Annotated in this window: 24 protein-coding genes, 1 tRNA gene and 1 pseudogene; 12 read left to right on the top strand and 14 right to left on the bottom strand. The window is 62.2% G+C overall.

Translation table 11 applies throughout. From position 1 onward, the window contains the following. Nucleotide 1 precedes the first annotated feature (1 nt). Nucleotides 2–730 carry a Crp/Fnr family transcriptional regulator gene (locus tag AC1DXU_RS29275; protein WP_477315121.1) on the bottom strand — a complete coding sequence of 243 codons (729 nt, stop codon included), beginning with the start codon at nucleotides 728–730 and terminating at the stop codon, nucleotides 2–4. A gap of 155 nt (nucleotides 731–885) precedes the next feature. Here AC1DXU_RS29275 and hemN point away from each other — a divergent pair, with 155 nt between their 5' ends. Beyond that, a complete protein-coding gene (hemN, locus tag AC1DXU_RS29270) occupies nucleotides 886–2235 on the top strand; it encodes an oxygen-independent coproporphyrinogen III oxidase (protein WP_477374547.1) in 1350 nt (449 codons plus the stop codon). Between the two features lie 11 nt (nucleotides 2236–2246). Here hemN and AC1DXU_RS29265 read toward each other — a convergent pair whose 3' ends face one another. The 3 genes from AC1DXU_RS29265 to AC1DXU_RS29255 all read right to left on the bottom strand — a co-directional run bounded on the left by AC1DXU_RS29265 (nucleotide 2247) and on the right by AC1DXU_RS29255 (nucleotide 3847). Beyond that, nucleotides 2247–2678 (bottom strand): potassium channel family protein, encoded by a 432-nt coding sequence (locus AC1DXU_RS29265; RefSeq protein WP_477314699.1) that lies wholly within the window; start codon nucleotides 2676–2678, stop codon nucleotides 2247–2249. Nucleotides 2679–2986: 308 nt separating this feature from the next. After that, nucleotides 2987–3076 (bottom strand) — tRNA-Ser (locus AC1DXU_RS29260). Nucleotides 3077–3592: 516 nt separating this feature from the next. Beyond that, on the bottom strand, nucleotides 3593–3847 hold the full coding sequence (locus AC1DXU_RS29255; protein ID WP_477315119.1) for a phage baseplate assembly protein V: 255 nt from the start codon (nucleotides 3845–3847) through the stop codon (nucleotides 3593–3595). Nucleotides 3848–4104: 257 nt separating this feature from the next. Here AC1DXU_RS29255 and AC1DXU_RS29250 point away from each other — a divergent pair, with 257 nt between their 5' ends. From AC1DXU_RS29250 to AC1DXU_RS29220, 7 genes are all read left to right on the top strand, one after another. Beyond that, entirely contained in the window at nucleotides 4105–5334 is a 1230-nt protein-coding gene (locus tag AC1DXU_RS29250) for a septal ring lytic transglycosylase RlpA family protein (protein ID WP_477374545.1), read from the top strand. Between the two features lie 102 nt (nucleotides 5335–5436). Continuing rightward, nucleotides 5437–6603, top strand: coding sequence for a D-alanyl-D-alanine carboxypeptidase family protein (locus AC1DXU_RS29245; RefSeq protein ID WP_477374543.1), 1167 nt, complete (start codon nucleotides 5437–5439; stop codon nucleotides 6601–6603). 71 nt (nucleotides 6604–6674) lie between these two features. Beyond that, nucleotides 6675–7349 carry a dTMP kinase gene (gene tmk, locus AC1DXU_RS29240; RefSeq protein ID WP_477315117.1) on the top strand — a complete coding sequence of 225 codons (675 nt, stop codon included), beginning with the start codon at nucleotides 6675–6677 and terminating at the stop codon, nucleotides 7347–7349. After that, nucleotides 7346–8401: a DNA polymerase III subunit delta' gene (locus tag AC1DXU_RS29235; RefSeq protein ID WP_477314691.1), complete on the top strand. Its 1056-nt coding sequence runs from the start codon at nucleotides 7346–7348 to the stop codon at nucleotides 8399–8401. The genes tmk and AC1DXU_RS29235 overlap by 4 nt, the downstream gene beginning before the upstream one ends. Nucleotides 8402–8481: 80 nt before the next feature. Then, on the top strand, nucleotides 8482–10032 hold the full coding sequence (metG, locus tag AC1DXU_RS29230; protein ID WP_477374541.1) for a methionine--tRNA ligase: 1551 nt from the start codon (nucleotides 8482–8484) through the stop codon (nucleotides 10030–10032). Next, on the top strand, nucleotides 10032–10820 hold the full coding sequence (locus AC1DXU_RS29225; RefSeq protein ID WP_477314687.1) for a TatD family hydrolase: 789 nt from the start codon (nucleotides 10032–10034) through the stop codon (nucleotides 10818–10820). The genes metG and AC1DXU_RS29225 overlap by 1 nt, the downstream gene beginning before the upstream one ends. Nucleotides 10821–10823: 3 nt before the next feature. Beyond that, on the top strand, nucleotides 10824–11642 hold the full coding sequence (locus AC1DXU_RS29220) for an MBL fold metallo-hydrolase (RefSeq protein WP_477374539.1): 819 nt from the start codon (nucleotides 10824–10826) through the stop codon (nucleotides 11640–11642). Nucleotides 11643–11655: 13 nt separating this feature from the next. Here AC1DXU_RS29220 and AC1DXU_RS29215 read toward each other — a convergent pair whose 3' ends face one another. From AC1DXU_RS29215 to AC1DXU_RS29200, 4 genes are all read right to left on the bottom strand, one after another. Beyond that, nucleotides 11656–12417: a GNAT family N-acetyltransferase gene (locus AC1DXU_RS29215; protein WP_477374537.1), complete on the bottom strand. Its 762-nt coding sequence runs from the start codon at nucleotides 12415–12417 to the stop codon at nucleotides 11656–11658. A gap of 295 nt (nucleotides 12418–12712) precedes the next feature. Further along, nucleotides 12713–13270: a dihydrofolate reductase family protein gene (locus AC1DXU_RS29210; protein ID WP_477374535.1), complete on the bottom strand. Its 558-nt coding sequence runs from the start codon at nucleotides 13268–13270 to the stop codon at nucleotides 12713–12715. A gap of 18 nt (nucleotides 13271–13288) precedes the next feature. Next, nucleotides 13289–13777, bottom strand: coding sequence for an SRPBCC domain-containing protein (locus AC1DXU_RS29205; RefSeq protein WP_477314677.1), 489 nt, complete (start codon nucleotides 13775–13777; stop codon nucleotides 13289–13291). Beyond that, nucleotides 13774–14139, bottom strand: a complete 366-nt coding sequence (locus AC1DXU_RS29200) for an ArsR/SmtB family transcription factor (RefSeq protein WP_477314676.1) — start codon at nucleotides 14137–14139, stop codon at nucleotides 13774–13776. Before AC1DXU_RS29200 ends, AC1DXU_RS29205 begins: the two co-directional genes overlap by 4 nt. Nucleotides 14140–14419: 280 nt before the next feature. Here AC1DXU_RS29200 and AC1DXU_RS29195 point away from each other — a divergent pair. After that, a pseudogene (locus AC1DXU_RS29195) lies at nucleotides 14420–14811 on the top strand (GFA family protein). Nucleotides 14812–14845: 34 nt separating this feature from the next. On the opposite strand, the gene AC1DXU_RS29190 reads toward AC1DXU_RS29195, so the two are convergent. Then, on the bottom strand, nucleotides 14846–16360 hold the full coding sequence (locus AC1DXU_RS29190; protein WP_477374533.1) for a winged helix-turn-helix domain-containing tetratricopeptide repeat protein: 1515 nt from the start codon (nucleotides 16358–16360) through the stop codon (nucleotides 14846–14848). 135 nt (nucleotides 16361–16495) lie between these two features. Between AC1DXU_RS29190 and AC1DXU_RS29185 the strand changes: the two genes are divergently transcribed. Continuing rightward, nucleotides 16496–16750, top strand: coding sequence for a DUF1127 domain-containing protein (locus AC1DXU_RS29185; RefSeq protein ID WP_477374531.1), 255 nt, complete (start codon nucleotides 16496–16498; stop codon nucleotides 16748–16750). 50 nt (nucleotides 16751–16800) lie between these two features. Here AC1DXU_RS29185 and AC1DXU_RS29180 read toward each other — a convergent pair whose 3' ends face one another. The 3 genes from AC1DXU_RS29180 to AC1DXU_RS29170 form a co-directional block, all read right to left on the bottom strand. After that, the gene (locus AC1DXU_RS29180) at nucleotides 16801–17673 is read right to left on the bottom strand and encodes an aldose 1-epimerase family protein (protein WP_477374529.1); all 873 of its coding nucleotides are present in this window, start codon (nucleotides 17671–17673) and stop codon (nucleotides 16801–16803) included. Between the two features lie 153 nt (nucleotides 17674–17826). After that, entirely contained in the window at nucleotides 17827–18642 is an 816-nt protein-coding gene (phnX, locus tag AC1DXU_RS29175; RefSeq protein WP_477374527.1) for a phosphonoacetaldehyde hydrolase, read from the bottom strand. Beyond that, nucleotides 18639–19796: a TIGR03364 family FAD-dependent oxidoreductase gene (locus tag AC1DXU_RS29170; protein WP_477374526.1), complete on the bottom strand. Its 1158-nt coding sequence runs from the start codon at nucleotides 19794–19796 to the stop codon at nucleotides 18639–18641. The genes phnX and AC1DXU_RS29170 overlap by 4 nt, the downstream gene beginning before the upstream one ends. Before the next feature lie 180 nt (nucleotides 19797–19976). On the opposite strand from AC1DXU_RS29170, the gene AC1DXU_RS29165 reads away from it, so the two are divergent. Together AC1DXU_RS29165 and mazG are read left to right on the top strand one after the other, a co-directional pair. Then, the gene (locus AC1DXU_RS29165; protein WP_477374524.1) at nucleotides 19977–21161 is read left to right on the top strand and encodes an amino acid aminotransferase; all 1185 of its coding nucleotides are present in this window, start codon (nucleotides 19977–19979) and stop codon (nucleotides 21159–21161) included. Between the two features lie 81 nt (nucleotides 21162–21242). Then, the gene (mazG, locus tag AC1DXU_RS29160) at nucleotides 21243–22067 is read left to right on the top strand and encodes a nucleoside triphosphate pyrophosphohydrolase (RefSeq protein WP_477374522.1); all 825 of its coding nucleotides are present in this window, start codon (nucleotides 21243–21245) and stop codon (nucleotides 22065–22067) included. 6 nt (nucleotides 22068–22073) lie between these two features. Here mazG and hflX read toward each other — a convergent pair whose 3' ends face one another. Together hflX and hfq are read right to left on the bottom strand one after the other, a co-directional pair. Then, a complete protein-coding gene (gene hflX / locus AC1DXU_RS29155) occupies nucleotides 22074–23462 on the bottom strand; it encodes a GTPase HflX (protein ID WP_477374520.1) in 1389 nt (462 codons plus the stop codon). After that, nucleotides 23463–23708: an RNA chaperone Hfq gene (gene hfq / locus AC1DXU_RS29150; protein WP_006202172.1), complete on the bottom strand. Its 246-nt coding sequence runs from the start codon at nucleotides 23706–23708 to the stop codon at nucleotides 23463–23465. Between the last annotated feature and the right edge of the window lie 115 nt (nucleotides 23709–23823).

Genomic DNA, 23823 nt, shown 5'->3' with positions numbered 1-23823 from the left:
TTTAGACGCCAGAGCGTCGCTGCAGCCTGGTCAAGTCGTCGACGGTGACTTCCCGATTGTTCTCGATCCTGATCACGCCATCCGATCGCAACCTGGTCAGCTGACGGCTCACCGTCTCGATCGTCAGACCCAGGAAATCCGCGATGTCGGCGCGGGTCAGCGGCAGATCGAAACGTGTCGACTGGGCAGCTGGATCGAGCGTTGGGTCGATGTTCCTGGCGATCATCAGGAGAAAGCTCGCCACCTTTTCCGAAGCGTTCTTGCGCCCCAGCGTCACCATCCAGTCGCGGGCTTCGTCCAGTTCGTTCAGTGTCTGCTTGAGCAAACGATGCTCGAGTTCCGGTGATTCTTTCATCATCCGTTCGATGGCGGCCTTTGGAAACGAACACACGGAAACGGCGGTAGCGGCTTCGGCGTTGATTGCGCTTTCCACTTTGAAAGGCCGCCCCAGAAAATCGGGAGCGAACTGGAGGCCGACAATCTGCTGGCGTCCATCCGACAGGCTCTTGGTGAGCTTCACCACGCCCGAAAGCACGTTCGAATAACTATCGACGGTCTCGGTGTCGCCTATCAGTTCTGCGCCCGGTTCAACATTATGCTTCGATGAGGTCTTGGCGAGGCCCACCAGTTGATCGGGATCGAGCGCGCCGCAGACGCCATGGTGGCGCGCTTCGCATGATTGGCAAAGCACGGGAATGCCGGCGTTGTGAACATCCTGACGCATTGTCATCATGATCGTCCGAGGACCCAAAGTGCCGGCAAGATAGCATCGGCGGCAGGAAAATCCTTGCGGCAGTTTGTCCGTAGAAGGCTTTGACCGAAATCAAGGCTGATGGCGTCGAATGTAATCAATGTCGCGCCATGGAAAGTGGAGCGGATAGAGACATGCAGCCAGGATTCGTTGCCAGACTTGGTGAAAACGTGCCGCGCTATACGAGCTACCCGACAGCGCCGCATTTTCATTCAGGTGTCGATGCTGCCGTTTGTCGAGGGTGGCTGCAGGCGCTCGACGAGGGCGACGAGATCTCGCTCTATTTGCACATCCCGTACTGCGACAAGCTTTGCTGGTTCTGTGCCTGCCATACCAAGCAGACACGCCACTACGAGCCGGTGACCACCTATCTTCGCTCACTGCATGCCGAGATCGCCACCGTCGCCGGTCTTGTCGCGGGCAAGGGCCGCGTTGGTGCCGTCCATTTCGGCGGCGGTTCGCCGACGATGCTCAAACCTAGAGATATGGTGGCGATGGGAACCGCCCTGCGCAACAGCTTCGCCTTTCTGCCCGGCGCCAAGATCAGCGTTGAAATCGAACCCAACGACATGGACGATGCCCGTCTCGACGCGCTTGCCGAAATCGGCATGACAAGAGCGAGCCTCGGCGTCCAGGATTTCGATCCAAAGGTGCAGAAGGCAATCAACCGCGAGCAGAGCTTCCTGCAGACCAAGACGGTTGTTGACGGCGTTCGTTCGCGCGGCGTCGAATCCGTCAATCTCGATCTGCTCTACGGCCTGCCGCACCAGACCAGGCAGAGCGTCGCTTCCACGGTCGCGCAGGCACTGACCCTGGAACCGGATCGGATCGCGCTTTTTGGTTATGCGCATGTGCCTTGGTTCAAGAAACATCAGACGATGATCGACGAGGCATGGCTGCCCGGTCCCGCGGAACGGTTTGCCCAATCGCAACTGGCCGCGCAGGCGATCGTGGACAATGGATACGAAGCAATCGGGCTCGACCATTTCGCCAAACCGGGTGATGCGTTAGCGATTGCGGCACGCGCCGGGACTTTGCACCGGAACTTTCAAGGCTACACCGAGGATCGCTGCGAAACTTTGATTGGCCTCGGCCCATCGTCAATCAGCCAGTTTCGGCAAGGCTTTGCCCAGAACATGCCTTCGACCACCGAATATGGGCGCATGGTCGCAGACGGCGGACTGGCTGCTGTCCGTGGGATTGCGTTTTCCGATGACGATCGCGTTCGCGGCTGGATCATAGAGCGCCTGATGTGCGATTTCGGGTTTTCGGCGATCGAGCTGGTGGAACGCTTTGGCGAAGCCGGGCAAAGACTCCTCGCTAAAGCGAGTTCCACGGCGCTTCACGATCCTGCGCGCTTGCTCGAGCTTGACGCCGACCGTTTCGTCGTGCCGGCGGAAAGCCGGCCCTTTGTCAGGAGCATCGCGGCGAAATTCGACAAATATTTTGAAACCGGCAAAGCCAGGCATTCGGTAGCGGTCTGAAATTGGCCAGTTCAGAAATGCTCGCCGGCCTTGAACGGGCCGATGCGGGTGCCCGCCGCAATCAGATAGGCGGTCGACCAGCCAATGAGCAGGAACCCGTTCACACCCTCTAGCGCCGCCAGGACACGCCACGCATGGGCGGGCACGATGTCGCCGTAGCCAACAGTCGAGAAGGTGATGGTAGAAAAGTAAAGGGCGGTTTCGAAATCTGCGAAGATATCAAGCAGCCGGTATAGTCCTGCCCAGAGCCACACCTCCGCGGTCATGACAGCAAATAGCCCCATCACCACGCTGATCATCGCGACGATACGGCTGCGGCGCCCGTGCATGCGAAACCGGGCGACCAAGTGTCTCATCGCGTGTGTGACGGCGATCAGACCAAAGGTATGGATCAACACCGTGAGGCTTATGATGATGGTGCCGATGAGCAGATTGAGGATCATCCGCGGACCGTACCCGATGGTTATCGGTGCTTACATTGTGCAGGATCAAGTTCAATAAACTGATCTATGGATTTTTCTGACATACACTGGCGAGGGGAAGCGTGTGATCGTCAATTAACAGGCACACCCAAGCGAGCACCAGGCACGCACCTGAGCTACTCAATCGAGCTCGATCAGCTCCAAAACCGGACGCCAAAAGTGCTATTGAGAAACCAATACGCAACTGCTGAATTTATGGTGGGTCCAATGGTTGGTCCCAGATAAAGCATGAATTAAGTTACTGTTTTTAATAGATAATATTATAGAAATGGCGGAGGGAGTGGGATTCGAACCCACGGTGAGCTTGCACCCACGCCGGTTTTCAAGACCGGTGCCTTAAACCGCTCGGCCATCCCTCCAACGTGACTTTTCAATCACGTCAAGCGCTCGTCTCGACCTCCGCTCTTGCCTTTCGGCGCAGCGGCATCTGGAGATCATCCGCTTGTCATTGCTCTAGTGTGCCCGGCAAAGCCCTGTCAACCGGCACGGGGCGCCTTCTGCCAGCGGCAACGCGCCAGGCCGATTTCGGCCTTGGCGAGATTTTCAGCGTTTCGCAGTGAATCCCCTGTTGGTCGTGGCAAGCTACTGCCCGGATCAATTCAAGCCGGCGAATTGACAATGAGGCACAAGGCTGGCCAACTTGCGGCGTGTTTTCAAACTTTCGGAGGGCTCCGTGAAGAAGACTTACGAAAAGCCGATTTTGACAAGGCGCGGAAAGCTGTCGGAGATGACGGCGCAGCAAGTGGTGTCGCAGACAGACTGAGCGATGTCAGGCGCCCCCATCTTGAGGGCCATGCTGATTGCCGGGCAGACATAGACCTTCAGGCCAAGCCTGATCCGCTCGGCAGCGACAGCCGACGTGCCGCGCGCTCAGCCTATCGCCGGTCGAGCGCCGAAAATCCGCATCCGATCCAGACTGGTCGCATTGGGTCGCCGGCGGCGTACATTATCCAGACCTGCGATTGCTTGGGAGGAAGCGCGACTGCTTGGGTGGCGAGCTCCGCGACCGATAGGCACGCGGCAGCCCAACTGCCCTGGTCTGCGCCTATATCGGGCCTGCGGACCTTTATGCGGAACAACGCGTCGGGATCACGGTCGTCAACGACGATGGCTGGGTAGAGCCCGTACATTCTTTGCGGCGGCATTGGCGCGTCTCCGTCGTGTCGCACATCAACACATCGCGAAGTGGAAAGCCACCGGCAGGCCGAGGCGAGGGCGCCACAATCTTGCCCGGTTCCGGACATAATCGGTTAATACGCTGATAAACAATTCCTGCGCACAAAGGGATTGGGGATCAGGGCGTTACGGCATTTGTCGGATAAGTGCTCTGGCGTCTTCCGACGCTTAAATGCGGCCTGTGTCGAGACTGTAGGGGACTTCAGAAAAAATGCAGACCACGGCGCGCCCGCGTCTTCGTCGCGCTTCCACTTTCGTGCTGTTCGCGGCGTCGGCTGCCTTGCTGGCCGCTTGCGCTTCGCAGCCACAGCCGAAAGCCATGGTCGACAGGAAACCCCGCTCCAAGGAATATTTTGCCGAGACCGAGTACGGCGTGAAAGCCAGTCCGCGCGTTCAATACATGCGGCGCGGCGGCGGCCGCGACCAGCTCGGCAAGCCCTATCAGGTGCGCGGCAAGTGGTATTATCCCAAGGAGGACAAGCACTACGCCAAGGTTGGTTTGGCCTCCTGGTATGGTGACGCCTTCCATGGCCGGCTGACCGCCAATGGCGAAGTCTACGACATGACGCATCTGACGGCGGCGCATCCGACCATGCCGCTGCCGAGCTATGCCCGCGTCACCAACACCGAGACCGGAAGTTCGGTCATCGTGCGCGTCAACGACCGCGGCCCCTACCATGAGGGGCGCATTATCGATGTCTCGGAACGCGCCGCCGAAATGCTTGACTATGCCAAGGTCGGCACGGCCAAGGTCAAAGTGGAATATATTGGCCGCGCGCCACTCGATGGCAATGACGACCAGTATCTTATGGCCTCCTATCACCCCGGCAACAGGGTGCCGGATCCGTCGGACGGCCTGCCGACCGGCGTCATGGTCGCCATGAACGGCCCGTCGCCAAGCCTGCCCGTAGCTGCCACGGCCGTGGCGTTTCCCGGCCAGTTGACGAACACCGGAGAGGCATTCGAGGCGCAGCCGGCCTTGTCGGGTGAGACGCCGGCGTTCAGTGATGTGACGCTGCCTGATTTCGGCCCGATCGTGCCCGAGCGTCCTGACGTCAACATGCCGCGCCAATCGCCGTTTGCCGTGGCGTCATTGGGGTATGCCGACGAGCGCGTGCATCGCGCCGCCGACGTCTTTGCCTCGCTCGATGGCGACGGCATGTCGCCCGCCGACGTGCTGCAGTCGTGGAAGCGGCAAGCCCCGCCAACCGCTTCGGCGACGGACTATGTCGCTGCCGGTTCGTTCGAGGATGCCGCGGAGGCAAAGCGCGTGGCGGCAGAGCTTGCCGGCTTCGGCAAGACCGAAATCCAGCGCTCCGAGCTCGACGGCAAGGACTGGTATTCGGTCAATCTTTACCCCGACGGTCACCGCAGCCTGGACGAGATGCTGCAGGCGGCATGGTCGCATGGTGCGCCTGACGCGCTTGTGGTGCGCAACTGATGCGAAAGCCCGCCGGTTTCCCGATCGGCGGTTGATCCGCCGGGAAAAAGCCTGATAGCCTTGCCAAGCTGGCGCCACGCCGGCTAACGGGTCGAACCTCTCATGCGATTTCGCTTTTTTGAGCCTTTCGCCGGGCTTCTGGGTCTTGGTCTTCTGCTGCTTTCGCTGGCCCCGGCCGACGCGCAGCTCTTCGAGACCAAGGCGACGCAAGCGTTCATGATCGATGCCGAAACCGGCACGGTGCTGTTTGCCAAGGATGCCGACAAATTGATGCCGCCGGCGTCGATGGCCAAGCTGATGACCATGGAAGTGGTTTTCAATGCCATCAAAGCCGGGCGCATGAAGCTCGACGACACCTTCGTGGTCTCGGAGAATGCCTGGCGCAAGGGTGGCGCACCGTCCGGAACATCGACGATGTTTGCAAAGCTCAAATCCTCGATCCGGGTCGAGGACCTGATCCAGGGCATCGCCGTCCAGGCCGCCAATGATGGCTGCATGGTGCTGGCCGAAGGCATGGCCGGATCGGAAGAGAATTTTGCGGCGCAGATGACCGAGCGCGCCCGTGAGATCGGCCTGCAGAAATCGACCTTCGTCAATTCGACCGGCCTGCCGGCCGATGGCCAGCAGACGACCGTGCGCGAGCTTGCGCAGCTCGCCTTGCATCTCTGGCGCGATTATCCGGACCTCTACCGCTACTATGGCCAGGCGGATTTCACCTGGAACAAGATCGCGCAGAGGAATCGCAATCCGCTGCTGGCGATGGACATCGGCGCCGACGGTCTGGCTGTCGGCATGAGCGAGGCCGGCGGCTTCGGCATCGTCGGCTCGGTCAGCCACAATGGCACGCGGGTGATCGCGGCATTGAGCGGACTGGCCAGCGACCGCGAGCGCTCCGAGGAAGCGCGGAAGCTGCTCGACTGGGGCGTTCGCTCCTTTGAGAAGACCGAAATCTTCGCCAAGGACGAAGTGGTCGGCGAGGCCCAGGTTTTCGGCGGCGCCAAGTCCGGCGTGGCGCTGAAGGCCAAGGGACCGGTCGACATCTTCCTGCCGATCACCAACCGCGACAAGCTGACGGCGAAGATCGTCTATGACGGGCCGGTCGCCGCGCCGATAGAGGAGGGGCAACCGGTTGGCGCGCTGCGCGTCTGGATCGGCGACACGCTGAGCCAGGAGACGCCGCTTTTTGCCGCCGAGTCGGTCGGCGTTGGCACCCTGCCGCAAAGGGCGTTGGATGCCGCCAAGGAATTGGCCGTCGGCTGGCTGCGATAGCAGCCTTCCGGTAGACCTTCCTTCCAACCGGGACTAATACGGTTGCCGCAAGCATGGACAAAGGTTTTCGATTGGCGCGCGGATTTTTCATTACCTTCGAAGGCGGCGAAGGAGCAGGCAAGTCGACGCAGATCGAGCGGCTGGCCAAAAAAATGCGCGCCAAGAAATACGATGTCCTCGTCACCCGCGAACCGGGCGGATCGCCGGGCGCCGAGGCGGTCAGGCATGTCCTGCTTTCCGGTGCTGCCGAACCGTTCGGGCCCAAGATGGAGGCGCTGCTTTTCGCCGCCGCCCGCTCCGACCATGTCGAACAGGTCATCCGGCCGGCGGTCGAGCGCGGCTCGGTCGTGCTTTGCGATCGCTTCCTGGACTCCTCGCGGGTCTACCAGGGCGTCACCGGCGATCTCGATCCGGCATTCATGAAGGCACTGGAAGAGGTCGCCATCAACGGCATGGTGCCCGACATGACGCTGATCTTCGACATCGATCCGACCGAGGGCCTGCGGCGCGCCACCGCGCGGCGTGGCGCGGACGCCGGCCCGGACCGTTTCGAAAAGGAAACGCTCGCGATCCACCAGCGCCGCCGCGAAGCCTTCCTGGCCATCGCCGCGGCGGAACCGGAGCGCTGCATCGTCGTCGATGCGTCCGCCGATCCCGATACGGTGGAGCATGTGGTCACCGCCGCCGTGTTCGCGGCGCTCGAGACAATAACGCCGGCGCACAAGAGACAGGCGGCACCGGCATGATCTTCGAACGCATCGCCCCTGAACAGCACGACACGCTGGACGGCGTGCCGGAGCCGTCGGAAACGCCGCGCCTGGTCGGCCATCTGCAGGTGGCCAACATGCTCGCCGCCGCCTATCGCTCCGGAAAACTGCCGCATGCGCTGATCTTTGCCGGGCCGGTTGGCATCGGCAAAGCGACGCTCGCCTTTCACCTGGCGCATCATCTGTTGAAGCATCCGGCGTTCGAGCACGCGCCTGACGTCCTTGCCGTTCCCGACCCCACGTCGTCGCTGTTTCGCCAGATCGCCATTGGCGCGCATCCTTCGGTGCTGCATCTGACACGGCCGGCGAACGACAAGACCAAGAGCTTCAAGACCGTCGTCACCGTCGACGAGATCCGCAAGGTCAGCCGCTTCCTGTCGCTGACCTCGCATGACGGCAGCTACCGCGTCGTGATCGTCGACCCAGCCGACGACATGAACACCAATGCCGCCAATGCCTTGCTGAAGAATCTTGAGGAGCCGCCGGCGCGCACGCTGTTCATCCTCATCGTCCATGCGCCGGGCAGTCTGCTGCCGACAATCCGGTCGCGCTGCCAGATGGTGCGGCTGACGCCGCTTGGCGCCGAGGATCTGATGACCGTTCTGGAAGGTGTCGAACCACCGCCGCCTAGGGATTCGGCGGCGCGCGCTGCACTGGCCGAGCGGGCAGGGGGCAGCGCCCGCAACGCCATCCTGTTGACGCAGTATGGTGGGCTGGAGATCGCCGGCACCCTCGACGCCCTGGTGTCGGCGAGAAAGAGCGATGTCGCCGGCGCCTATCGCCTTGCCGAGGCGGTCGCCGGCCGCGACCAGGCGATCCAGTTCGACATCTTCAACCGCCGGGCGCTCGATCTGCTTTCGACCAGCGCCAGCGAGGCTGCACTTGCCGGCGATCTGGCGCGGGCAAAAACGCTGTCGGATACTTGGCACGAGGCGCTGAACGCTATATCTGAGACCGATACCTACAATCTCGACAAGAAGCAGCACGCCTTGACCATGATCGATCGCCTGAATTCTGCGATGCGAATGTGACGGTTTCCCGGGATGGCAATCGCCGTCTCGATGCGATATCCACCGCCACACCTTCATTCAGACATTCATGACGGTCATTCATGTCACGCGAAAAATACTATCTGACGACACCGATTTTCTATCCCAACGGCAAGCCGCATATCGGCCACGCCTATACGGTCATTGCGACCGATGCGCTGGCTCGCTTCCAGCGCCTTGACGGCAAGGACGTGTTCTTCCTCACCGGCACCGACGAACACGGCCTGAAGATGCAGCAGACGGCCGAGAAGGAAGGCATCACGCCGCTCGCGCTGGCCGACCGCAATTCAGCGATCTTCCGTTCGATGACCGAGACAGTCGGCGGCTCGAACGACGAGTACATCCGCACGACCGAACCGCGCCACTACGCATCCTGCCAGGCGATCTGGAAGGCGATGGCCGCCAATGGCGACATCTATCTCGACCGCTATAGCGGCTGGTATTCGGTGCGCCAGGAAGCCTACTTCGAAGAGGCCGAAACCACGCTCGGCGATGACGGCGTGCGCCGCGAGCCGCTCGGCTCGCCGGTCGAATGGAACGAGGAGGAAAGCTATTTCTTCAGGCTTTCCGCCTATCAGGACAAACTGCTGGCCCTGTATGAAAACCAGCCCGACTTCGTCGGTCCAGCCGAGCGCCGGAACGAGGTGGCGAGCTTCGTCAAGTCCGGCCTCAAGGATATCTCGATCTCGCGCACCACTTTCGACTGGGGCGTGCCCGTGCCGGGCGACGACAAGCATGTGATGTATGTCTGGGTCGACGCCTTGACCAACTACATCACCGCCGCCGGCTATCCCGACACCAAGTCCGAACAATGGAACTATTGGCCGGCCATGCACATCATCGGCAAGGACATCGTCCGCTTCCACGCGGTGTACTGGCCAGCCTTCCTGATGTCAGCCGGCATCGAGCTGCCGAAGCGGGTCTTCGCCCACGGCTTCCTGTTTAACCGCGGCGAGAAAATGTCGAAGTCGGTCGGCAACGTCGTCGATCCGTTCACCATGGTCGAGCACTACGGCCTCGACCAGGTGCGCTATTTCTTCCTGCGCGAGGTGCCGTTCGGCCAGGACGGCAGCTATAGCCATGATGCGATCGTCAACCGCACCAATGCCGACCTCGCCAATGGTCTCGGCAATCTGGCGCAGCGTTCGCTGTCGATGATCGCCAAGAACTGCGGCGGCGTGGTGCCGCAGCGTGGCGAACTGACCGATGCCGACAGCGCCATCCTCGATCAGGCGGTGGAAGCGCTCGGCACAGCGCGCAAGACGATGGCGGAGCAGGGCATCCATTTGGCGCTGGCGGCGATCTTCAACGTGGTGGCGGAAGCCGATCGCTACTTCGCCTCGCAGGCACCCTGGGCGCTGAAGAAGACCGACCCGGCGCGTATGGAAACGGTGCTGTGGACGACCGCGGAGCTCGTGCGGCGCGTGGCGTTGCTGTGCCAGCCCTACATTCCGGGGTCGGCGGCGAAGCTGCTCGACCTGCTGGCAGTGCCGGCCGACACGCGCCAGTTCGCGCATGTCCATGCCGACTATGCGCTGGTGCCCGGCACGGCATTGCCCGCGCCGGAAGGCGTCTTTCCGCGCTATGTCGAAAAGCCGGACGCGAACGCCTGATGCTGGTCGACAGTCACTGCCATCTGGACTTTCCCGACTTCGCCGAGGAGCGGGCGGCCATCGTCGCCCGCGCCTTGGCCGCCGGTGTAGGCCGCATGGTCACCATCTCGACGCGCGTGAAGCGGTTTCAGCAAGTGCTTGAGATCGCTGAAACTTTTGACGAAGTTTTTTGTTCTGTCGGCACCCACCCGCACAATGCCGCCGAAGAGTTGGATGTGACGGTCGAGGAGCTTGTGCGGCTGTCCGCGCATCCGAAAGTGGTGGCCATCGGCGAGGCCGGGCTGGATTACTTCTACGACAAAGCGCCGCGCGATGCGCAGGCGCAGGGCTTTCGCACCCACATCGCCGCCGCGCGCCAGACCGGCCTGCCGCTGGTCATCCATTCGCGCGATGCCGATGATGACATGGCCTCGATCCTCGAGGATGAAACAGGGAAGGGCGCCTTCCCCTTCATTCTGCATTGTTTTTCCTCCGGGCGCCGGTTGGCGGAAGTCGGTGTGGCGCTGGGCGGCTATGTCTCCTTCTCCGGCATCCTGACCTTCAAGAACTCGGCCGAGCTGCGTGCCATCGCCGCCGATGTGCCACATGACCGGCTGCTGGTCGAAACCGACGCGCCATATCTGGCGCCGATGCCGTTTCGCGGCAAGCGCAACGAGCCTGCCTATGTCGCCAACACCGCCAAGGTGCTGGCAGAAACGATCGGTGTCACCGAGGCCGAGATCGCCACCATCACCACCGACAATGTCTTCCGCCTGTTCAAAAAAATGCCGGATGTGCGGAGCGCCTGACGCATGAGCGACCGGCTGCGCCTCACCATTCTCGGCTGCGGCTCGTCGCCCGGCACGCCGCGCATCACCGGCGACTGGGGCAATTGCGATCCGGCCAATCCACGCAACCGCCGCATGCGCACGGCGGCACTGGTCGAGCGCATCGCCACGAACGGCGCCAAGACCACGGTCGTCATCGACACCGGACCGGATTTCCGCGAGCAGATGTTGCTGACGTCGGTCAAGCGCATCGACGCGGTCATCTACACGCATCCGCATGCCGACCACATCCATGGCATCGACGATTTGCGCGGCTACGTGCTCGAGCAGCGCCACCTGATCGACGTCCACGCCGACCAGCCGACGATGCAGCGCCTGCGGCAGGCCTTCGGTTATTGCTTCGAAACGCCGCCAGGCAGCTCCTATCCGCCGATCGTGCGGGCGCATCTCATCGACCACGCCAGGCCGGTGGTGATCGAAGGCGAGGGCGGTGCCCTCACCCTCGAGCCGCTGCCGCAGATCCATGGTGATATCATATCGCTGGGTTTTCGCATTGGCGGGCTGGCCTATTGCCCTGACATCAGCGACTTCCCGGATGCCACCGTCGAGCGTCTGCGCGGGCTGGACATGCTTGTCATCGACGCGCTGCAATACAATACCCATCCGAGCCATCTGTCGCTCGGCCAGGCGCTCGGCTGGATCGAAAAACTGGCGCCGAAGAATGCCGTGCTGACGCATATGCACGTGCCGCTCGACTACGCCACGGTGATGGCCGAAACGCCCGGCAATGTCGAGCCGGCCTATGATGGAATGGTGATCGAAATCCCTTATGAATCAGCGTGATACAAATATATCTTCATAATGACATTCGGCTCTTCGGTCCGAATATCAGCAGCGTTCCAATCCGTTCATAGCCCATGCGGGGATAAAGCAGCGCCCCCGCATGCGTCGCCGTCAGCACTGAGCACCGCGATCCACCGGCGCGGTCGTCATGCAGCATTTTAGCCATCAGCGCCTGGCCGATACCGCGACGCCGCTGCGAAGGCTCGACATACATGTCCGCGCACCAGGTGGCGCCGACGGCATCCACGCTGCGCACACGTCCAACGATAGCGTCGCCGTCGACTGCCACATATTGGCGGAACGGCGCACCGTCGCCGAGCAGATCGTCCGCGATCGGCCGTCTGCGCATGGTCTGTCCCAACTGCGCCGCCCGTTCGACTGTCTGCACGCGCTCAATCGAGACCACCGCCGGAGGGTCCGGGATCTGGCGCAGTCGCTGGACGAAGAAGCCTTCCGTCCGCAGAAGCCGGTAGCCGAGAGCCTTGTAGGCGGTTCGCACCGGCTGATCCGGCTCGTCGTTTGCAATAACGACTGAAACGGCGAAGCCTGGCCGCGCATGCTGCCGCACGATCGCATCGGCTTCCTGGGCAGCGACATCATGCGCGACCCATTCCTCGCTGCGGTAGTCGCGCGCATTCTTGCGCGGCGCATCGCGCATCAGCCACAATGGCCCGACGCGGTTGGCCTCGTATGGAAAGATGCGGCTCCTGCCGATGCTGTAGCCGTGCACGAACACTTCGATCGCCGCTTCGATCTCACGCTTTGCTGTCGTCATTCATGCAGCGTAGCGTTGGCCATCCGTTCAAGGCAACATGGATCGATCGTGCCAAGCCTATGAAAATCCGCCGCAATTCCCAACCGCAGGCCAATGCATGAGTTCCATAATCTATCTTATGCGACTTTCTGTCGTAGCAGCAATTTGGCGATGCGACGACATTTGTCGTGGCTGGTTCCCTTTCAAAGCGCGGATGCAAGGCGGGCAAACGGACGGCAGTTCTTCTTTCATGATCGCATTCAACGCGACGAACCAAGTCTCTGCAATGGTTTGTGCGAAGCGGGTGATACGTCTTTCAGGCGGGCTCGTAGCAGAGATAGACGTTCCCGTTTTCGAAGGTGCGCGCCAACGTGCGCTTAAGTGTCGGCTTACCGCTGACGCCTTCGAACAATGTACGACCGCTGCCGAGAACCACTGGCACGACCGCGATCTTGTATTCGTCGATCAGTTTGGCTTCGGTCAGTTGGGATACGATGGTGCCACTTCCGATAATGACGATACCCTCCCCTGGCTCCTTCTTAAGTTGCCGTACATGTCCAACCAGGTCGTCCTTGATAAGGCGAGTGTTATTCCAGGTTGCTTCGTCGAGCGTCCGTGAGAATACAATCTTTGAGAGATTGTTCATCCGTTCCGCAACGGCCGCGTTGTTCCTGGAAGCGGCAGGGGTCGGCCAATATTGAATCATCAGGTCATAGGTGACCCTACCGAAGATCATTGTACCGCCACCCTGCGCATTGCTGCGGGTGAATTCCATCCATTCCGGGTCAAATCTGTGAGCCCAGATCATGTCACCTTGCGCGTCGGTGAAATACCCGTCCAGCGACACATTGTTGAAGACGCTCAGTTTACGCATTGCACAGTTTTCCTTGTTTCATACGTCATTGAGAAAGCCCGAAAGCCGCTCAGCGAGGCGCTCAGTGCTGGCCGCGATCGGCTTTGTGAAGCCCATGCCGACCGCGAAATCGCGCGCGGTAATCGATTTGAAGCGCGTGACCATCTCCCATCCGGTCTGAGCGCCTAAATCTCTAAGTGTCACAGTTGTCACGGAGACCGGCGGCCCTCCCTGACGAAAGCCGTGATCAGCATGCTGCCAAACGAGCCGATGGGGTGGGTCGACCTCGACAAACACGAAATCCATTTCGAGCTCATTGCCGTCGGGAAAGCGCATTACGTGATGCCAGAGCCCTGAAGGTCGTACATCCATCTCACAGACTGGGTTGGTGAAGCCGGGGCCGCCCCACCATTTGGAGACGTGCTCGGCTTCGGTCATCATCTTCCATACGAGCGGCCGCGGCGCGTCGAAGGTCCGGCGCATTACGACGACCGCATCGCCAACAGGGATGTCCGTTACAATATTCATGTTCGATCCCCTGGAAGCTCAATCTGGCCATCGCGATCCTTTTGCTGAAATGCTTTCAAGTAGTCCGCGAGGCTGTCTAGGTTGCGGTCCCAGTAGCGCCGATAGTCATCTAGCCATTCGCTCACCGCCTGCAGAGGCGCGCCTTCAAGATGACAGGGACGCCACTGCGATTGGCGGCCGCGGGAGACGAGACCAGCAGCCTCCAAGACCTTCAGATGCTTGGAGATTGCGGCGAGGCTCATTTCATAGGGCTCGGCCAATTCCGTCACCATCGCATCTCCGGCCGCCAAACGAGCCAGGAGACCCCGACGAGTCGGATCTGCCAGGGCGAAAAGAGTAGCACTTAGGGCGTCGGAAGGCATTGTATTTAACCGATCAGTTGACAACTGATTGGTTAAATACCCCCGTTGAGTTCGACCTGTCAACTCCCGGCTGTTGAAGTGCGCCCGGCGGTCCATCGTTGATCAAGGGCGCGCGGTTACTAAGCTCCGCAAGTGCACCGCAGATCCAAAACAGGGTAATCAGGATGAGCCTCTGCCCCTCATGCGGAGCGAGAAGGATCTCCGCCGCAGCGGTCAATTGCAATGACAGTGCTCTTCGTCGTAGCCATTCCAACCGCTTGATTTCAGAGGAGACGCAAGCATGGAGCGATTCACCGGCGGTTGCCTGTGCGGCAACGTCCGCTTTGTGGCGTCGGGCGCCCCATACCGGGTCGGCATTTGTCACTGTCTCGACTGCCGCAAGCATCATGGCGCGCTTTTTATGCTGCGGCGGTATTCCCTCAGGATGCGGTGACGATCGAGGGCGAAACACGCGACTATCTCGGGCGGTTTTTCTGCCCCCGTTGCGGCTCGTCCGTTTTCGCACGCAGCGCTGACGAAATCGAAGTGCACCTGGGATCCCTGGATGCGCCTGACCAACTGGTGCCAACCTACGAAAGCTGGACCGTCCGTCGCGAGTCCTGGTTGCCGCCGTTTCCGCTTGCCAAACGATACGAGCGCGGTCGTGACGCCACGGGTCGCTCTGAGGAATAGCTCGTGCGGGCAGCGCCTTCCTACCGCCGGCGCGTCACTCCGGAAGGCCAGCCTTGCGGAAGCCGTCGACGAAATGCTCGAGCATAGCGGCGTCGCGGAACGGCTCAGTCATGACCCAGTGGCGGGTCGTGAAGTGCGGGTTGCTGATCAGGAACATTTCAACCTCGGCGCGCGCCTCGTCGAGCCGCCCCAACTGGGCAAGGCTCGCCGCCAGGAAACGGCGTGAGCTTGTTCGATAGGTCTCGTCCCGGCGCAATGTCTCGATAGCGGCTTCGTAGTCGCGCGCCGCATATTGCGCCTGGCCGAGCGTCAGATAGTACCAACTCGCCGGAAACGGGTTCAGCCGGAACGCCTTGCGGATTTGCTCGAGCCCCTCCTCCACCTGCCCACCCAAGGTCGTGATGTCGGATAGCGTCGCCCAGGCGTCGGCCTCGTTGGGGTCGAGTTCGAACGCCTTGGCGAACTCGACATTCGCCTCGGCGAAGCTGCGCTCGTAGGCAAGCAGGTTGCCGAGCACCCAACGGCAGCCGGCATCGTTGGGATCGATCGCCACGGCTTTCCGCGCCAGCTCCAAGGCCACGCTGCGATTGGATTCAATGGGTTCGCCCCAATGCACCCACCCCATCCAGTGGTTCATGGCGAGCCAGCGATAGGCCTCGGCGTAATCAGGATCGAGCGCAACCGCGCGCGTCAGCATCAGATGCGCTTCGCGCGCCGTCTGCGGCGAATCGTCGATCAGCTTGCGCGCCCGCACGCAGAGATCGTAAGCCTCGAGATTCTTGGGCCGATTGCGTGGCAGTGGCGCGCGCAGCCGGCCGAGCAATGCCTCCACGATCTTGGCCGTCACCTCGTCCTGGACGGCAAAGATGTCCTCCAGGCTGCGATCAAAGCGTTCCGCCCAAAGATGCTCGCCGCTCTTCGCGTCGACCAGCTGGGCGTTGATACGCACGCGCCCCGCGGCGCGTCTTGCGCTACCCTCCAGCAGGTAGCGCACCCCAAGGTCCTCAGCGATCTCACGCACGTCCATCGCCTTTCCCTTGTAGGCAAAGGTCGAGTTGCGGGCGATGACGAACAGGCCGGAGATCCTCGACAGATCGGTGATCAGATCTTCGGTCAACCCATCCGCGAAGGCCCCCTGCTCGGGATCGTTGCTGAAATTGACGAAGGGCAACACAGCTATCGATGGTTTGTCGGGCAGCGGCAATGGTTTTCGCTTCGCGTCGGCGAACTGTTCGACGGCGCCGGTGAAGCGATAGCCGACGCGCGGAACCGTGGATATCCATTCGCCCTCGACGGACGGCCCCAGCAGCTTGCGCAGCTGCGCGATCTGGACGGTGAGGTTGCCTTCCTCGACGGCCGTGCCCGGCCACGCCGCATCCATCAACTCGGCCTTGCCAAGGATTTCGCCGGGCCGTCCGACGAGCGCTGCGAGCAGCCTCAGCCCGCGGTAGCCAACAGCAACGGGGACATCGTTCCGAAGCAGCGTTCCCGCAGCGGAATCAAGCACGAACGGACCAAAGGCAAAGCGCGATCCCTGCATACGGCGCATCTATAGCCGGTTTGGAACTTTTGAGAACTATTTGGCGGCGCTTAAGTACGACGCCGTGCGTATCCGGCAGAGTTCAGCCTCGTTCAAGTCGAGGGCTCCAGGAGAATGAGCCGCTCAAACCATATGGAGGTTGCCATGACCAATACTTTTGCGCCGGCCCCCTGTCAGGCAGCCGGACCAGGAATGCCCGCCGCGCCGGCGTCGCGTCGATACGTGACGACCCTGCAAAGCATTGTCGCCACCTGGCGCGATGGGAGCTGGCGCGAGCGGATATATTTTCGCTGGCAGCTCAGGCAAATGGCGAAGGACAATCCGCATCTGATCGACGATATCGGTCTGACGCAACGGCAGGTCGAGGCAGAGATCGTCAAGCCCTTCTGGCAAGCATAAGGCGAATGCTGCCGAGACACCGGATCGCCCGATCGGGCCGCATACCGCGGTCATCGCAGATGTATCTGATAGCTCAGCACGCGCTTCTCCGCGGGCGCAATCAGCATGATGCCCGGCTTGTTGGTGAACTCACCGTCGAAATCCACCGGGCTCGCAATGCCGTGCCAAGGCTCGACGCAGAGGAACGGCGCGCCGCCCGGCTTGGACCAGATACCCAGTTCGCTGAAGCCCTGCCACGACATTTCGATCGCCGGGCCCTGGTCAGCGGCATAGCGCACGCTGCTGCTGGCCGGTCGATCCATGATGACGGCATCCTCGTCAAAAAGCCGTTCGGACAGCGCGAGAACCTTGCCCTCGACAGGCGTCGGCTGCACTGTCGCCAGCAGCAAGCCGTCCTCCAGCCGGCGGACCGGCGCATGCTCGGCGTTGGCAAAGGTCAGCCGGTAGGCTTCCTTGGGCAAATCCGGCAGCAATGGCCAGTTGAATGCCGGATGCGCCCCGATCGACGCCGGCAGCGGCTCGTCGCCGGTGTTGGTGATATCGAAAGTCACGCCAAGTTGCTGGCGCTCGAGCGTGTAGGTCACATCAAAGCGAAAGGCGAACGGGTAGTGTGCGCGGCTATCGGCGTCATCGGTGAGAACCAGCGTACAGGATCGAGGCCCCCTCGCCGCCCAGCCAAACCGCTTGTCACGCGCAAATCCGTGCTGCGTCATCGGATAGACTTGGCCCCGATGGCGCAGTTGATCTCCCTTCAGCCGGCCGACGATCGGAAACAGCACCGGCGAATGACGCCGCCAAGCCGGACCCGCCTGCCAAAGGAACTCGAACCCTTCAGTGTTTTGCAGCGAAACCAGTTCGGCGCCCTGCGCAACTATGGTTGCCGAAATGCCATCGGCCTCAAGCGTTTGACTGTCCTGTGACACTTTCCCTCGCGTGGCAGATCTGCGGGCTGGCGTGGCCGGCAGGTTAGCAAAAGCCTCGATAGACTCAAAGCTTGCTGCCTCCTGCGAGGCCTAGTGGCCAACTTCACTCCCTCGGGACGAGAGACTTTTGCCCCCTCCTCCCAACACTCCTGTTCAAGGCCTTTCGCCGCGCCGGAGCCGTCCCTCGATCGCCGCGATGGCCGGCATCAGGTCGGCTACGCCGTTGACGACATAGTGAGCGCCGGCGGCGGTGAGTTTGGCGGCCGCCGCGGCGCGTTTGGTCCTGAAGGCGTCCGCCGCCAGCGCCTGCGTCTCGACCAGCGTATGGCCAAAGACATTGCCGGTCACCGCCACGCCAACGGTCCAGGCTCCGGCGTTGGTTCCCTCGGCAATGCCGACCTCGGTGTCGTCGACCTTGACGGCGAGCCAAGGCGGGTAAACGCCGAGCTCCGTCAGCGCCTTCCACAGCATGAACGGCGTCGGCCTGCCGTCCGGCGTGTCGCCCGTGCAGACCAGGCAATCCGGCGAAAAGCCCTGCCCCGCGGCCACCGGCAGGATTTCGGCCATGATGTCGCGCGTGTAGCCGGTGGTTGATCCGATCTTCAAGCCGCGGGCGCGCAGCACGGCGACGACATCGGCAACACCGGGGATGACATCCGAGAAGCGCGCCGCAACCGCCCGGTTCTTCGGTACGAACACATCGTAGACGGCGTCGATATCGGCGTCGGCCGGCGCATGGCCGTGCTGCTTCGTCCAGGCCGCGGCGATCCTCGGCAGCGCCATCAGCGCCGCGATATGCGGGCGCTTGGCCATCCCCATCGGGCCGCGCGCCTCGTCAACGCTGATTGCCACGCCGAATTCGGCGAACGCCTCGACGAACACACCCATCGGCGCCAGCGAGCCATGATCGACGACGGTGCCGGCCCAATCAAAGACAACGGCGCGGAGCAGATACTCGTTGGCCATCATGCCATCTTCCTGGCGTCTGCCATGGTTGAACCGAAAAGCCCGTCGACCACCTCTTCGGCGATCGCGAACGAAGTGCTGGCGCCGGTGCCGCTGGTGATCATCACCAGCCGCACATTTTCCTGCGGCGCATCGGCGAACATCGTCCGCTCCGACGCCGAGGCATAGATGCCGGTCCAGCGTTCCAGGACCCGTGGCGCCGGCCTGCCGAAAACAGCGCTGAACTCCTCAAGGATGATTTCGTCGACCCACTCCGAAGCGAACGGATCGGGCGTCGTCGCATAGTGGTGAGAATCGCCGACCACCAGCGTGCCGTCGGCGCTCTGCACCACGATCAGATGCACGCCATTGTCGAGCGCATGGCGCTGATCGACCTCAAGCTTGCGCCGCAGGGCGGCAGCTTCGGGCAGCGCGGCATAGCCGGCATATCGGGCAAGTCCGAGATCCGACATCACGGCTGCCGGCAGCCTAAACCCGGGACCGGCCAGGCGCAGCATCTGCAATTTGCAGCGGGTGACGCCGTATTGCGCAATGCGCTCGGGATAGAGCGTTGCCAGATCGTCGCCGGGGCAGACAATCACCTTGTCGGCCTGAACTGGGCCTCGGCTGGTCTCGATATCAGGTGGCGCAATCGAGCGCACCGCCGTTTCGCGTCGGAATTCCACGCCATGCCGTTCGGCAAGGAAAGCCGCAAGCTGCGGGATCGCCTGGCGCGATTCGATGCGCACTTCGTGCGGGCTCCACAGGCCGCCAGCGAAATCTTGCCCGGCAAATTCGGGATGGCGGCTGCGCAACGCATCCGGCTCGAGCAGCAAACAGCCCTCGCCCATTTCGGTCTGCAGGAAGGCTTCGACCACCGTGCGCGCTTCCGGGCGGCGCGCAACGACGACCACGCCGCGCTGGATGACATCGATGCCGGCCGGCCCGGCCACCTCCAGCCAGATATCGCGGGAGCGCATGGCCCGGCGCCACACCTGCCCGCGCTCCTGGCCGCTGACCGTGACAAAGCCAAAGTTGCGAACCGAAGCGCCATTGGCTTGCGCGTCGCGGTCGACAACGACGACGCGCAGGCCGCGACGGACAGCGGCGAGCGCGTGGGCGAGGCCGACAATGCCGGCGCCGACAACCGCGAGATCGAACTTTTCTTGCCGGCTCATTTTTCCACGCCTGGTCCAGAGGAGCGCCTATTCAAACTACGCCCATGTGACAGGAACGTGTAAGACACAGATATGGGCGTCGATGGCTCCATGGTTGGGAACTTCAGCCTGGCGCACATGAAAGCGCTGGCGAAGCACGGCCGATTTGCGTATCACTCCGCCGCCAACGGAACCACACCGATGTTTGAAGACCTTCAGCCTGCCCCCACAGACAAGATCCTTGCCCTGATCGGCCTCTATCGCGCCGATCCGCGCCCCGGCAAGGTCGACCTCGGCGTTGGCGTCTACAAGGATCGCGACGGCAAGACGCCGGTCATGCGCGCCGTGCGCGAGGCCGAAAAGCGGCTGCTGCAAAGCCAGGACACCAAGACCTATCTCGGCCTTGCCGGCGACACGGCTTTCAACACGGTGATGGCGAAGCTTGCCTTTGGTCCCGCCGCCGACCTGACGCGCATCCGCGCAGCGCAAGCGCCGGGCGGCTCCGGCGCGCTGCGGCTGGTGGCCGAATTGCTGAAGCGGACACGCTCCGACGCAACGATCTGGCTGTCGGACCCGACATGGCCGAACCACATGCCGGTGATGCGTGCCGCCGGCCTGCAGATCCGCGAGTATCCCTATTTTGACGCCGCCTCCGGTGCTGTTCGCTTTGCCGACATGCTGGCGGCGCTGCACACGGCAAAGCATGGCGACGTCGTGCTGCTGCACGGCTGCTGCCACAACCCGACCGGCGCCAATCTCGACATCGCGCAGTGGGCCGAGGTCGCCGATCTTTTGGTCGAACGCGGCCTGCTGCCCTTTGTCGACATTGCCTATCAGGGCTTTGGCGAAGGCCTCGATGCCGATGCTGCCGGCCTGCGCTTGCTGGCGGCAAAAGTTCCGGAAATGGTCGTCGCCTCAAGCTGCTCGAAGAACTTTGCCGTCTACCGCGACCGCGTCGGTGCGGCGATGGTCCTGGCCAAGGATGGCGCGCAAGCCGATGTGGCGATGAGCCAAATGCTGGCGGCAGCGCGCGCCATGTATTCGATGCCGCCGGACCACGGCGCTGCCGCGGTGCGCATCGTGCTCGAAGACGCCACGCTGCGCGCCGACTGGGAAGCGGAACTGGAAGACATGCGCCTGCGCATGCTCAGGCTTCGCGTCCAGTTCGCCGAGGCGTTGCGGCGGCAGTCCAATTCCGACCGCTTCGATTTCGTCGCCAGTCATCGCGGCATGTTTTCCCGGCTTGGCCTGTCAGAGGCGCAGGTCGAGCGGCTGCGTGCCGAGCATGGCGTCTACATGGTCGGCGACAGCCGCATCAACGTCGCCGGCCTGCCCGAGGACGGCATGGATGAACTGGCCAAGGCGATCGTCTCCGTCCTCGACTGAGAGGACCGCAACTGTGGACAAGGCGCCCTCGCCGGCTGACATCGTTGGCCGTGCGGTTGGCCGCGCGATAGCATCTGGCGCATGAAACCTTCGCAAGACATTTCCCGGCTGATCGAGATCATGGCAGCGCTGCGGGCGCCGAAGACCGGCTGCCCCTGGGACATCGAGCAGGATTTCTCGACCATCGCGCCCTACACGATCGAGGAGGCCTATGAAGTGGCGGACTCCATTGCGCGCGGCGATCTCGACGACCTGCGCGACGAGCTCGGCGACCTTCTGCTACAGGTCGTCTACCACGCGCAAATGGCTGAGGAGGCCGGTGAATTTGCCTTCGGCGATGTGGTGCAAGCCATCACCACAAAAATGATCCGCCGCCATCCGCATGTCTTCGGCGACGAAGAGGCGCGCAGCGCCGGCATGGCCAAGGGCATGTGGGAAAAGATCAAGGCGCAAGAGAAGGCGGAAAAGCGAAGCGAGCGCCTCGCCCGCGGGCTCAACCCCGAAGACGCTGGTAAGGGTTTTCTCGACAGCGTGCCGGTCGCTCTGCCCGCGCTTACCCGGGCGCTAAAGCTTCAGGAGAAGGCGGCTCGCGTCGGCTTCGACTGGAGCGAAGCGGCACCGATCCTCGACAAGATCGAGGAAGAAATCGGCGAATTGCGCGAGGCGTTGGCCAAGGGCGATACCGCCTCGATCAAGGACGAGTTCGGCGACATGCTGTTTGCCGTCGTCAATCTCGGCCGCCACCTCAAGCTCGATTCCGAAGCCGCGCTCAGCGGCACCAACGAGAAATTCCGCTCGCGCTTCCACTATGTCGAGCGGGCGCTGGAAAGCTCCGGCAGCACGTTGGAAAAGGCGACTTTGGACGAAATGGAAGCGCTCTGGCAGCAGGCCAAGAGCGCTAAGTAAAAGCCGCTAGCCGTTGTTCTTACGGTGCAAACGGCTTTCGATTTCTTGCTTGGCGCTGTGCGTGGCCATGAGCGAGATGGTCGTGCTGCCATCCTCGTTGTCGGCGCGCGAAACGATGTCGCCATTGCGGTAAAGCCAGTCGACGAGCCCGAACTGCGCCGGCTTGATCGTCACCGTCAGCTCCTCCAGCTCGCCCGACATCCGCGTCTCGATGATCGCCTTCAGCGCATCGATGCCCTCGCCGGTAATCGCCGATATGGCGACTGGCGGCGCCTTGGCGTCAGCACCGTCGGCAAGCAGCCTGGCACGGTTGCCTTCGTCGAGCCGGTCGATCTTGTTCCAGACTTCGATGACGCGCTTGGTATCGCCGGCATCGACGCCGAGATCGGCCAGGATGCGCTCGACATCTTCAGCCTGTGCGGCGGTGTCCGGATCCGAGATATCGCGCAGATGGATGACGAGGTCGGCTTCGACCACCTCTTCCAGCGTTGCTCGGAAAGCGGCGACCAGATGCGTCGGCAGATCCGAGATGAAGCCAACCGTATCCGAAAGGATGATCGGCGTGCCATGCGGCAGGCGCACGCGGCGCAGCGTTGGGTCGAGCGTGGCGAACAGCATGTCCTCCGCCAGCACGTCCGCACCGGTCACTTTGTTGAACAGCGTCGACTTGCCGGCATTGGTGTAGCCGACGATCGCCACCACCGGGAACGGCACCTTCTTGCGCTTGGCGCGGTGCAGGTCGCGCGTGCGCCGCACCGTTTCCAGCTCTTGCTTCAGCTTGATGATCTTTTCCTGCAACTGCCGCCGGTCGGATTCGATCTGCGTTTCGCCGGGGCCGCCGAGGAAGCCGGCGCCACCGCGCTGGCGTTCCAGGTGGGTCCAGCTGCGTACGAGTCGGCCCTTCTGGTAATTGAGATGCGCCAGCTCGACCTGCAGCGTGCCTTCCTTGGTGCGCGCGCGCTCGCCGAAGATCTCCAGGATCAGCCCGGTGCGGTCCAGCACCTTGGCGTTCATCTCTTTTTCGAGATTGCGCTGCTGCACCGGCGTCAGCGGATGGTCGACGATGACCACTTCCGCGTGCCCCTCTTTGACGATCTCTGCGAACTCCGCGACCTTGCCGCTGCCGAGCAAGGTTGCCGGACGCGGATCGTTGACGGTCACCACCGCCGTATGGATCAGATCAAGGTTGATGGCGCGCGCAAGGCCGACCGCTTCGTCGTGGCGCGCCTCGGCCGAACGCGTCAGCCGTGGACGGTTCGTTTCGTCGTCATTGCGCTGGTGGCGGGTAAGGACGGGCACAATGACAACGGCCCGGGTCGGGCCCTTGGCTTCCGTCCCGGGATGATGCGTTGGTTTTCCGCGAACGGTAGCGTCCGCGTCTTTCTCACGTGCCAATCAGGCGCCCTGGCTTTCCTCGCCATCGAACATCTGAACCGGCTGGCTCGGCATGATCGTGGAAATGGCGTGCTTGTAGACGAGCTGAGAATGACCGTCACGCCGTAGCAGGACACAGAAATTGTCGAACGAAGTGACCACACCGGTCAGCTTGACGCCGTTGATCAGGAAGATGGTGAGTGGGTTCTTGCTCTTGCGAACTGAGTTCAGGAACAGGTCCTGAAGGTTTTGCGATCGTTCCGCCATTGTTCTTGTCTTTCGCCGATCCCCTTCGATTTGCAGGCCAGTGCGCCAAACTAAACGGCACATGTCAAGCGCGCAAACCCCCTCTTGCCGTCAGTAACGACAAGCAGAACGAGAT

Source organism: Mesorhizobium sp. P3_A10 (genome assembly GCF_056403175.1).
This window is presented reverse-complemented; position numbering and strand designations above follow the sequence as displayed.

Bases quoted from the DNA above. Each gene is read 5' to 3' on its own strand.
- AC1DXU_RS29275 (WP_477315121.1), bottom strand. From the start codon at position 730: ATGACAATGCGTCAGGATGTTCACAACGCCGGCATTCCCGTGCTTTGC.
- hemN (WP_477374547.1), top strand. From the start codon at position 886: ATGCAGCCAGGATTCGTTGCCAGACTTGGTGAAAACGTGCCGCGCTAT.
- AC1DXU_RS29265 (WP_477314699.1), bottom strand. From the start codon at position 2,678: ATGATCCTCAATCTGCTCATCGGCACCATCATCATAAGCCTCACGGTG.
- AC1DXU_RS29255 (WP_477315119.1), bottom strand. From the start codon at position 3,847: ATGTACGGGCTCTACCCAGCCATCGTCGTTGACGACCGTGATCCCGAC.
- AC1DXU_RS29250 (WP_477374545.1), top strand. From the start codon at position 4,105: ATGCAGACCACGGCGCGCCCGCGTCTTCGTCGCGCTTCCACTTTCGTG.
- AC1DXU_RS29245 (WP_477374543.1), top strand. From the start codon at position 5,437: ATGCGATTTCGCTTTTTTGAGCCTTTCGCCGGGCTTCTGGGTCTTGGT.
- AC1DXU_RS29235 (WP_477314691.1), top strand. From the start codon at position 7,346: ATGATCTTCGAACGCATCGCCCCTGAACAGCACGACACGCTGGACGGC.
- metG (WP_477374541.1), top strand. From the start codon at position 8,482: ATGTCACGCGAAAAATACTATCTGACGACACCGATTTTCTATCCCAAC.
- AC1DXU_RS29225 (WP_477314687.1), top strand. From the start codon at position 10,032: ATGCTGGTCGACAGTCACTGCCATCTGGACTTTCCCGACTTCGCCGAG.
- AC1DXU_RS29220 (WP_477374539.1), top strand. From the start codon at position 10,824: ATGAGCGACCGGCTGCGCCTCACCATTCTCGGCTGCGGCTCGTCGCCC.
- AC1DXU_RS29215 (WP_477374537.1), bottom strand. From the start codon at position 12,417: ATGACGACAGCAAAGCGTGAGATCGAAGCGGCGATCGAAGTGTTCGTG.
- AC1DXU_RS29210 (WP_477374535.1), bottom strand. From the start codon at position 13,270: ATGCGTAAACTGAGCGTCTTCAACAATGTGTCGCTGGACGGGTATTTC.
- AC1DXU_RS29205 (WP_477314677.1), bottom strand. From the start codon at position 13,777: ATGAATATTGTAACGGACATCCCTGTTGGCGATGCGGTCGTCGTAATG.
- AC1DXU_RS29200 (WP_477314676.1), bottom strand. From the start codon at position 14,139: ATGCCTTCCGACGCCCTAAGTGCTACTCTTTTCGCCCTGGCAGATCCG.
- AC1DXU_RS29190 (WP_477374533.1), bottom strand. From the start codon at position 16,360: ATGCGCCGTATGCAGGGATCGCGCTTTGCCTTTGGTCCGTTCGTGCTT.
- AC1DXU_RS29185 (WP_477374531.1), top strand. From the start codon at position 16,496: ATGACCAATACTTTTGCGCCGGCCCCCTGTCAGGCAGCCGGACCAGGA.
- phnX (WP_477374527.1), bottom strand. From the start codon at position 18,642: ATGATGGCCAACGAGTATCTGCTCCGCGCCGTTGTCTTTGATTGGGCC.
- AC1DXU_RS29170 (WP_477374526.1), bottom strand. From the start codon at position 19,796: ATGAGCCGGCAAGAAAAGTTCGATCTCGCGGTTGTCGGCGCCGGCATT.
- AC1DXU_RS29165 (WP_477374524.1), top strand. From the start codon at position 19,977: ATGTTTGAAGACCTTCAGCCTGCCCCCACAGACAAGATCCTTGCCCTG.
- mazG (WP_477374522.1), top strand. From the start codon at position 21,243: ATGAAACCTTCGCAAGACATTTCCCGGCTGATCGAGATCATGGCAGCG.
- hfq (WP_006202172.1), bottom strand. From the start codon at position 23,708: ATGGCGGAACGATCGCAAAACCTTCAGGACCTGTTCCTGAACTCAGTT.